The organism is Dokdonella sp., assembly GCF_036518555.1.
In the GTDB taxonomy this organism is placed as follows: domain Bacteria; phylum Pseudomonadota; class Gammaproteobacteria; order Xanthomonadales; family Rhodanobacteraceae; genus Dokdonella_A.
This window is the reverse complement of sequence record NZ_DATDMY010000061.1, coordinates 1-8,541: the sequence shown is the minus strand read 5'-3', so window position 1 is coordinate 8,541 and position 8,541 is coordinate 1. Positions and strand designations below refer to the sequence as shown.

Here is an 8,541-nt window from a genome sequence, read left to right as displayed (position 1 = left end):
CGCAATGGAACGTGCCCGCGCGATGCTCGCGCTCGAGCGGGCTGCTGTACGGCGGCTCGGTCGCCTCGTGGCGCAGCACCGCGTACTGCTCGGGCGTGAGCCGCGCCTTCCACTCCTCATCGGTGTGCGTCACTTCGTGGGCGTGAACACCAGCGCCGCAGAGTTCATGCAGTAGCGCAGCCCCGTGGGCCGCGGGCCGTCGTCGAACACGTGGCCGAGGTGCCCGCCGCAGCGCGCGCAATGCACTTCGGTGCGCAGCATGCCGAGGCTCATGTCGCGCGATTCGCCGACCGCGTGCGGCAGCGGCTTGTAGAAGCTCGGCCAACCGGTGCCGCTCTCGAACTTCGTCACCGACGTGAACAGCGCATTGCCGCAGCCGGCGCAATGGAACGTGCCCTTGCGATGCTCGCGCTCGAGCGGGCTGCTGTACGGCGGCTCGGTCGCCTCGTGGCGCAGCACCGCGTACTGGCTTGGTGTCAGCAGCGCCTTCCATTCCTCGTCGGTGTGGCTTACTTCGAAATGCTCGTTCGTCGCCGCGCGCGCGGCAGGCGCGATCGAGCGGCGCAGCCCGTACACGAGCAGGCCGGTGACGGCGGCGGCGCCACCGAGCAGCAGGCTGCGGCGCGCGGCATCCGGAGGATTGCGGGAGGTCATGCGGGGCTCCAGGGAATCGTCGGTGGACGTCCGTTGCGCGAGCAGACCGGCGATCGGCCCGATTCCTTGCGATGCGCGCGCGTCGCATGCCTCATCCTGCCACGACGCGGCGGTCGCGCCGTCGCAGGCGTTGCGCGCTCGCCGGCCTGCCGCGGGCCTGGATGCCCATTGTCGGCGCCCACGCGGCGTTCACCTCGCGTTTGCGCCGCGGGCGTACAGTCGACCGCGCTGCACCGGCAAGCCCGCCACCCGCGACCGAGCCCGAGGAGGCGCCCATGCCCCATTCCAGCTCCCCGCCGACGCCCGAGCCCGCGGCCTGGTGCGCGCACGAGGGCTGCCGCTGTCGCGTCGAACCGGGTCAGAGCTATTGCAGCCCACACTGCGTGAATGTCGGCGTCGCGACGCCCGAGCGGCGCGAAGAGCGTTGCGCGTGCGGCCACGCCGCCTGCGACATCGACCACGTCCACGAAAGCCGCTGAAGCGGAGAAACCGAGGAGCCGTCCATGCAAACGATCAGCCAGGTGATGACCCCCGACATCGTGATCGCCCGACCGGACCAGACCATCGCCGATGCCGCGCAAATGATGGCGCAGGCGGACATCGGCAGCCTGCCCGTCGGCGACGACGACCGCCTCGTCGGCATGCTCACGGATCGCGACATCGTCATCCGTGCGGTCGCCAAGGGTCTCCCGGCGGACACGACCGTGCGCGAGGTCATGACCGCGAACATCCGTTACTGCTACGACGACCAGGATGTCGCCGAAGTCGCGCGCAACATGGCCGAGCTCGGCGTGCGGCGCCTGCCCGTCGTCAACCGCGACAAGCGCATCGTCGGCTTCGTCGCCCTCAGCAACATCGCGCAGGCCGCCAGCGACGGTGCGAAGGATGCGTTCCTGCGCGGCGTCGCGACGCCGCATTGATCCGGTCGGGAGGGCGATCGATGCGCACCGTGCGATTCCGCGTCACCGGGCCGGACGACTCCGTGCAGGCCTTGCTCAAGCGCGTCGACGCGATCGAGGAGATCGATCGCGTCGAGGAAGTCGCCGACAACGGCACGCACGTGCGCGAGGATTCGAGTTCGCTCGACCTGCCCGACGACACCGCGCACAGCGACTTCCACGACATCGAGGTGCACGCGCTCAGCGATGCGGTCGCCCGTCTGGTCATGCGCGAAGTGGAACTCGCGGCGCGCGAATACGGGCTCGTGGCCGAGTTCGTCGACGAGTTCTAACCTCGCGTTCGCGGCAGCGCGGAGCGGAACCTGCTCCGCGACAGCTCGCCGACACGATCATCCCCTGTGCGCGACCGCTCCTCGAACGTCTGACGGGGTATCGGTCGCGTAGGGGGCGGGTCGGCGGCTCGGTCGTCGATTTCGGCGATCGGACGGTCACGTCGGCCGCGCGTGAGGCAGCGCGACGCGTCGCGTTCGAGCGCGCGCGCACGCGTCGCCAGGGTGATGGATCGGGTACATCGGGGCCGACCGTTGTCCCTTCGCGCCCGCCACCCGCGGCAACGCCGCGTGCGCGGCGTGCCGCGGGGGGAGCCTCTACTTCGATGCGCCCGGCAGCGAGTGCGCCATCTTCCTGTGTTCCTCGAGCGTCGGCAGCGTCCTGCTCGCGAACGCCTTCACGTGCGCGTCGCCCGCGGCCTTCGACTCCTCGCTGAACAGCGCGACCGCCTTCGCGTGGTCCGAACGCATCTGGTCGCCGAACGCGCGATCGAACTCCGCACCGTTGAGGCGCGCGAGGCGTTCCGCGTCGGGGTTGCTCGCCGACGACGGCGGCAGCGTGATGCCGTCCTCGCTCGCGGCGGCCTTCAGCTCGTCCGCGGCCTTCGTATGATCCGCCACCATGCGCTCGCCGAACGCCTTCACCTTCGCATCCTGCGAGTGCGTCGCCGCGAGGCGGCCGACGGCGATCTCGCCGGCATTGGCGGCGGCGGCCTTCTCGACGAATTCGCGGTCGGCCTTCGTCGTTGCTGCGAGCGCACTGCCCGCGGCCAGGGCGGCGGCGAGCGCGATAAGCTGGGTGTTCATGAGCTTCGACCTCCTCGATCCGTACACGAGTCCCCACCGTAGGCGCGCGCGCTCAACCGCAGCAGAACGGCGCGGTTGCCGCCACAGCGGCGGTTAAGCCATGCAGGACGATGCGTTCTCCCCCGACGATCCCGGCCCGCCGCTGCGGTTGTCGCGCGGTCGCGCGTTCGTCTATGTACTGCCGGTGCGCGACGACACGGTGTTCAAGATCGGTTTCGCGCGCGACCCGCTGCAGCGATGGCGCAGCCTGCATCCTCGCTGCCTTCGCTACTTCGATTTCCGCGCCGGCGTGCTCGTCGAAACCGCGCGCGTCGCGCAAGCGCGCGCGCTCGAGCGCAGCCTGCTCGAACGCTTCGCGTCCTGGAGCGCGCTGGCGCCGCTCGCGGTGAAGCCCGCGGCCGGCGGCGGCAACGAGTGGTTCCGCGGCGCGCTCGAGGATGCCTCGGACGATGCCGAGGCGCTGGCGTCGGCCGAGGGCTTCGTCGTGAGCCGGCCGATCGCCGGTTGGCTGCGCCCGGTCTTCGAAGAGCGGCGCGATGCGCTGTTCGGCTGGTCCGCGCGCATGCTCGAAGCGATCGAGTACGCGCGGCACAACAGGCCGCACGACGCATCGGCGCGCGCCTACGAACACGCGTTGTCCGACGTGCTCGAGGCCGGCGCCGAACTCGGCATCGACGTCGACGCGCTCGTGCCCGCGGCCGTCGCCCGCTGGCGCGCGACGCGTGCGGTTTGAAGCGTCGCCGCCGGGCGGCGACGGTCGACGCGCTACGGCGTGTGGTTGTGCTGGATCGTCGTCTTGCAGGTGCTCGCCGTGCATTGCGCGTGCACGACGTCGGGATTCGTGAGGCGCGTGTTCACGTAATACGTTTCACCCGGTTTCACGACGCAGGCCACGTTGATGAGCGCGCCCGTGCGCTTGTAGACGCTCATCGCCTGGCCGGTCGTCGTGCCGCGGAACGAGCAACCGGGCTCGGGCGGATTGAAGTCGCCGCACCACGCGCTGATCGACATGTCGGTGGCCGGACCCGGCAGGGTCTCGCCGTGCGTGAACTTGCCCCAGGTGGTGAGGTCGACCGCCTCGGGGAAGTCGAAGGCGGCCGCGATGTAGCCGTTGCGCGGCATGCTCCAGAGCACGGCGAACGACTGCAGCCACGGGAACGCGACGGGCGAGGCGTTCGAATCGATGCGACCCCAGAGGTTGTCCGCGACGGTCACGTCGATCGTCTTGCGGCCGACGCCGTCGTAGCGCCACGCGACGACCGTGTTCTCGACGCGTCCGATCGGACACGAGTCGGGCGTCTCGAAATTGTCGCGCATGATGCCGTTCTCCGCCTGAGCGGAGGCCCAGGTGCCGAGGCTCACGGCCGCGACGGCTGCGAGGGCGGTGATGCGCGCGAAACGCGCGCGCAAGCGAAGTACGGAACGCAACGGCGCCCCGTGCAATGGCATGCCCATCGAATTGCTCCCTTCCTGTAAGGCCAGGCTGATCGTCGACCGCATGGTCGCTTAAGCGGGGATGTGTAGTTGTGAATTTCAAGTGAAGAATGTGTTCGCGACGACCGACCGCACCGCGGCGTCCATCGGCGACGGCGTGCGTTCGATGCAGCCGCAGGTCGCATGTCGCGCGCCCCTCGCGGCCCGCTCCATCACCCGCCGCCCCCGACTCGAGGTGCTCGCGCTGGATACGCCGGTTCGGGAGCGAGGCGCTGGCCGAGCGAGCGCCGCGGGGTCGAGGTACCCATCGCGATGATCCGCCTGCGGCATGCGACATCATGGCGCAGGGAGTCCGGCTCGCATAGGATGGGCGACGGGATCCGCTCACCGCGCCCGGCCGACACCGTGCGTCGCTTCGCGCCCGCCCGCGCAAGCGGCACGATGTCGATTGCGCGCGAGCGCGCCACCGCACTCCCCAATCCTGTCTCGCCGTCCCGGAATCCGATTGGCCACTCGCGATAGAACCTTCTCCGTTGCGCCCATGATGGACTGGACCGACCGCCACTGCCGGTACTTCCATCGCCTGCTCGCGCCGCACGCGCTGCTTTACACCGAGATGGTGACCGCGCCCGCGGTCATCCATGGCGATCGCGCGCGCCTGCTCGGCTACGACGCCGCCGAGCATCCAGTCGCTCTGCAGCTCGGCGGATCGGAGCCGGACGAGCTCGCCGAGGCCGCGCGCATCGGCGCCGAACTCGGCTACGACGAGATCAACCTCAACGTCGGCTGCCCGTCCGACCGCGTGCAGTCGGGTCGCTTCGGCGCGTGCCTCATGCGCGAGCCCGCGCTCGTGCGCGATTGCGTCGCGGCGATGCGCGACGCGGTCGCGCACCTCGGCGTGCCGGTCACCGTGAAGTGCCGCATCGGCGTCGACGACCAGGACGAGTACGCGGGCCTCGCCGGGTTCGTCGAGACCGTGCAGGCGAGCGGCTGCGACACGTTCATCGTGCACGCGCGCAAGGCGTGGCTGCAGGGCCTGTCGCCGAAGGAGAACCGCGAGATCCCGCCGCTCAACTACGCGCGCGTGTACCGGCTCAAGGAGGAGCACGCGCGGCTCGCGGTCGTGATCAACGGTGGCATCGCGACGCTCGCCGAGGTCCTGGGACACCTTCGCCACGTCGACGGCGTCATGCTCGGTCGCACCGCGTACCACGAGCCGTACCGGCTCGCCGAGATCGAGCACGCGCTGCACGGCACGCCGCTGCCCGAGCGCGACGACGTGCTGCGCCGGTTGCGCCCGTACGTCGATGCACACCTCGCGCGCGGCGATCGCCTGCAGCACATCACGCGGCATGTCCTCGGCCTGTATCAGGGGCTGCCAGGCGCGCGCATGTTCCGGCGCGTGCTCAGCGAGCAGGCGCATCGCGCCGACGCGGGATGGGACGTCGTCGAGGCCGCGATCGCGGCGCGCCGTGCGGGTGAGCGGTCGTTGCGTGCGGCATGACGCACGTCGCGGATGATCAGGCCGCGCGTCGTCGTGGCGAAGGGCAAGATGGATTCGCGCTTTCGCGGGAATGACGTCGAATCAGGACGGACGGGCTCATCGGCGTGACGGGCGTGCGCGCGTTCGCGCGCCTCCGCCGGCGTCGCGCACGCAGTCCTCGACGAACGCGACGAACGCGCGCACCTTGGCCGGGATGAAGCGGTTGCCCGGGTAGATCGCGAAGATGCCCTGTTCGGTCGCCGCCCATGCGTCGAGCACGCGTACGAGGCGACCGGCCGCGACGTCACCCGCGACCGCGAACTGCGGCAGCAGCGCGATACCCGCGCCGGCCCTGCATGCGTCGAGCAGCGCGATCGCGTTGTTCGAACGCACGCGCGCGGGCACGCGAACGGTCTCGCTGCGTCCGCGTCGCTGCAGCTCCCAGCGCTCGGCGATCGCGCCGACGTCGAGCACGAGGCACGCGTGGCGCTCGAGGTCGGACGGGCGTCGCGGCGTGCCGGCCGCGGCGAGGTAGCTGGTGCTCGCGACGAGGATGCGGCGGCTGTCGCCGAGGCGGCGCGCGACGAGGCGCGAGTCGCGCAGCTCGCCGACGCGGATCGCGACGTCGAACGCCTCCTCGACGAGGTCGACGTTGCGGTTGGACAGGTGCAGGTCGAGCTCGAGTTCCGGATGCGCGGCGGCGAATCCGCCGATGCGCGGCGTGATGTGGGCGAGTCCGAGCCCACTCGGCAGGCTCGCGCGCAGGCGCCCGCGCAGCGCGCCGCCGGACGCGCTCGCGGTCGCTTCGGCTTCCGCGAGCTCGGCGAGCAGCGCCTCGCAGCGGGCGAGGTGAGCGCGACCCGCTTCGGTGAGGCCGACCTGGCGCGTCGTGCGTTGCAACAGCCGCACGCCGAGGCGTGATTCGAGCGCGCCGACCGCGCGGCTCACGCCGGATACGTGCATGCCCAGGCGCAGCGCCGCCCGCGCGAAGCTGAGCCGGTGCGCGACCTCGACGAAGCAGGCGATCTCGGCGAGCTGGTTGCGGATCATTGTTGCCATCATCGCAATGATGAATTCGCCGACGAAGAGTTTATCGCGCACCTGCGCGCCCGTATCGTGTGCCCCGCCCCCACTGCAGGAGCGCTCCCGTGCCGCTCGTCACCCTCACCGTCGGCAAACCGACCGCGCCCGCGCGCCGACGCGCGATCCTCGATGCGGTGCACGACGCCCTGGTCGCGAGCGGAGTCCCCGCGACCGATCGCTTCCAGCGCGTGCTCGAGCTCGATCCCGCCGACTTCGTGTTCGACCCGCGCTATCCCGACCTCCACGCCGATCGTGGCGCCGACTTCGTGCTCATCGAGATCCTGTGGTCGGTCGGCCGCAGCGTGAAGGTCAAGCGCCAACTGCTGACGGGCCTGCTCGCCGGGCTCGCCGCGCACGATATCGATGGCGAGCACGTGATGGTCGTGTTCAAGGAGACCGCGTGGGAGAACTGGTCGTTCGGCGGCGGGCGGATCCTGCACGCGTGAACCGGCTCGCGGCCCTCCCACTCGAGCGGGAAGCCGATGCGCGCATGCGCGGGCGCGCGATGGCTGCCGCGTTCGTCGTGCTCTGGTGCACCGGCTATCCGGCCGGATTGATCGCCGTGCAGCACGCGGCGCCGTTCACGATCCTGTTCCTGCGCTTCGCGTCCGCCGCGGCGATCTTCGCTGCGATGGCGTTCGCCGCGAACGCACGGCGCCCGACCTGGCGCGAGGTCGCGCACAACGCCGTCGTCGGCGTTCTGTCGCTCGCGATCTCGTTCGGCGGCATCTACGAGGCGCTGCGACTCGGCATCGGTACCGGCATCGCCGCGCTGTTCATCGGTGCGCTGCCGCTCGCGAGCGCGACGATCGGGCTGTTGATCGGCGAGCGCATGCGCGCGGCGCAGTGGTTCGGACTCGCGCTCGGCGTCGCCGGCGTCGTGCTCGTGCTGCAGGGGCGCTTCGGCGGCAGCGGCAGCATCCCCGCCTACGCGGCGAGCACGCTGAGCGTGTTCGCGCTCGGCGCCGGTACGCACTACCAGAAGCGGCGCGCGGCGACCGCCGACCTGCGCGTCGGCCTCGCCGTGCAGCACGCGATCGCCGCGCTCGCACTGTTGCCGATCGCCGCATTCGCCGAGCATTTCCGCACCGACGCGAGCGGAACGTTCGCCGGTGCCCTGGCGTGGATCGTGCTGGTCAACTCGATCGGTGGCTTCGCGCTGCTGTCCATGCTGCTGCGCGGCGGTGCGGCGACCGAAGTCGCGACCTTGTTCTTCCTGATGCCGCCCGTCACCGCGTTGATGGGCTGGCTCGTGCTCGGCGAGCACCTCGCACCGGCCATGATCCCGGGCTTCGCCCTCGTCGCGGCCGGCGTCTGGCTCGGTACGCGCGGTCGCTGACACCGCGACGCCGACGGGGCCTTGGACGGATGGAGCGGGTTTCCGCGCGGAAGCCACCGCTGTCGCCTTCTCCACCCGTGACGTGATTCGTCCCGGAATCGCGTATTCGCTATCGACGCGCGCACAGCGGCGCCAGCGAAGGACGGGCATGGACAGACCTGCGAACGAGCCGGCACGCGACCCGTCGGCGGACGCGTCGATCGTGCGGAGCGAGCGGGATCGCGCGCCCACGCGCGATGCGCCCGGCGCGAAGGCGGCGGCGCCGATCGGCCTCCGCTGCCTCGCCTGCGGCAGCCACGACCTCGACACGACCGAAGCGCCCCGCGGCGACGACCCCGTGCGGTGCTGCACCTGCGACACCTGGAGTACGTTCCTCCAGCTCGAAATGGCGGCGGTCGAGGCGGTGCGGCGCGATCGTGCGCGCCGCTGCGGCGCCTGAGCGTGCGCTGCGCGGGAGCCGCGGCGCGCGCGACGTGCCCGCGAACCGCTAAGATCACGGACTCGCTTCGCGCC

At 71.0% G+C, this 8,541-nt stretch carries 12 protein-coding genes; 7 read left to right on the top strand and 5 right to left on the bottom strand.

The window, feature by feature from the left end; all coding sequences use genetic code 11:
* Window positions 1–133 (bottom strand): peptide-methionine (R)-S-oxide reductase (locus VI238_RS03855; protein ID WP_331648633.1); only part of this gene is annotated, 133 nt, incomplete at its 3' end.
* Window positions 130–654 carry a peptide-methionine (R)-S-oxide reductase MsrB gene (msrB, locus tag VI238_RS03850; RefSeq protein ID WP_331648629.1) on the bottom strand — a complete coding sequence of 175 codons (525 nt, stop codon included), beginning with the start codon at window positions 652–654 and terminating at the stop codon, window positions 130–132. The genes msrB and VI238_RS03855, both read right to left, overlap by 4 nt.
* Before the next feature lie 503 nt (window positions 655–1,157).
* Between msrB and VI238_RS03845 the strand changes: the two genes are divergently transcribed.
* Window positions 1,158–1,574 (top strand): CBS domain-containing protein, encoded by a 417-nt coding sequence (locus VI238_RS03845; protein WP_331648627.1) that lies wholly within the window; start codon window positions 1,158–1,160, stop codon window positions 1,572–1,574.
* Between the two features lie 20 nt (window positions 1,575–1,594).
* A complete protein-coding gene (locus VI238_RS03840) occupies window positions 1,595–1,885 on the top strand; it encodes a hypothetical protein (protein WP_331648625.1) in 291 nt (96 codons plus the stop codon).
* Window positions 1,886–2,200: 315 nt separating this feature from the next.
* Here the strand turns inward: VI238_RS03840 and VI238_RS03835 are convergent, their stop codons facing one another.
* On the bottom strand, window positions 2,201–2,689 hold the full coding sequence (locus tag VI238_RS03835) for a DUF4142 domain-containing protein (protein WP_331648623.1): 489 nt from the start codon (window positions 2,687–2,689) through the stop codon (window positions 2,201–2,203).
* Between the two features lie 100 nt (window positions 2,690–2,789).
* On the opposite strand from VI238_RS03835, the gene VI238_RS03830 reads away from it, so the two are divergent.
* Window positions 2,790–3,422, top strand: coding sequence for a GIY-YIG nuclease family protein (locus VI238_RS03830; RefSeq protein WP_331648621.1), 633 nt, complete (start codon window positions 2,790–2,792; stop codon window positions 3,420–3,422).
* A gap of 32 nt (window positions 3,423–3,454) precedes the next feature.
* Here the strand turns inward: VI238_RS03830 and VI238_RS03825 are convergent, their stop codons facing one another.
* Window positions 3,455–4,144, bottom strand: a complete 690-nt coding sequence (locus VI238_RS03825) for a hypothetical protein (RefSeq protein WP_331648619.1) — start codon at window positions 4,142–4,144, stop codon at window positions 3,455–3,457.
* Between the two features lie 478 nt (window positions 4,145–4,622).
* Between VI238_RS03825 and dusA the strand changes: the two genes are divergently transcribed.
* Window positions 4,623–5,627 (top strand): tRNA dihydrouridine(20/20a) synthase DusA, encoded by a 1,005-nt coding sequence (gene dusA / locus VI238_RS03820; RefSeq protein WP_331648631.1) that lies wholly within the window; start codon window positions 4,623–4,625, stop codon window positions 5,625–5,627.
* A 96-nt stretch (window positions 5,628–5,723) separates the two neighbouring features.
* Here the strand turns inward: dusA and VI238_RS03815 are convergent, their stop codons facing one another.
* Window positions 5,724–6,707 carry a LysR family transcriptional regulator gene (locus tag VI238_RS03815; RefSeq protein WP_331648617.1) on the bottom strand — a complete coding sequence of 328 codons (984 nt, stop codon included), beginning with the start codon at window positions 6,705–6,707 and terminating at the stop codon, window positions 5,724–5,726.
* 47 nt (window positions 6,708–6,754) lie between these two features.
* Here VI238_RS03815 and VI238_RS03810 point away from each other — a divergent pair, with 47 nt between their 5' ends.
* The 3 genes from VI238_RS03810 to VI238_RS03800 all read left to right on the top strand — a co-directional run bounded on the left by VI238_RS03810 (window position 6,755) and on the right by VI238_RS03800 (window position 8,467).
* Window positions 6,755–7,135, top strand: a complete 381-nt coding sequence (locus VI238_RS03810) for a tautomerase family protein (protein ID WP_331648615.1) — start codon at window positions 6,755–6,757, stop codon at window positions 7,133–7,135.
* The gene (locus tag VI238_RS03805) at window positions 7,132–8,028 is read left to right on the top strand and encodes a DMT family transporter (RefSeq protein ID WP_331648613.1); all 897 of its coding nucleotides are present in this window, start codon (window positions 7,132–7,134) and stop codon (window positions 8,026–8,028) included. Before VI238_RS03810 ends, VI238_RS03805 begins: the two co-directional genes overlap by 4 nt.
* A gap of 148 nt (window positions 8,029–8,176) precedes the next feature.
* On the top strand, window positions 8,177–8,467 hold the full coding sequence (locus VI238_RS03800; RefSeq protein WP_331648611.1) for a hypothetical protein: 291 nt from the start codon (window positions 8,177–8,179) through the stop codon (window positions 8,465–8,467).
* Window positions 8,468–8,541: the final 74 nt, after the last annotated feature.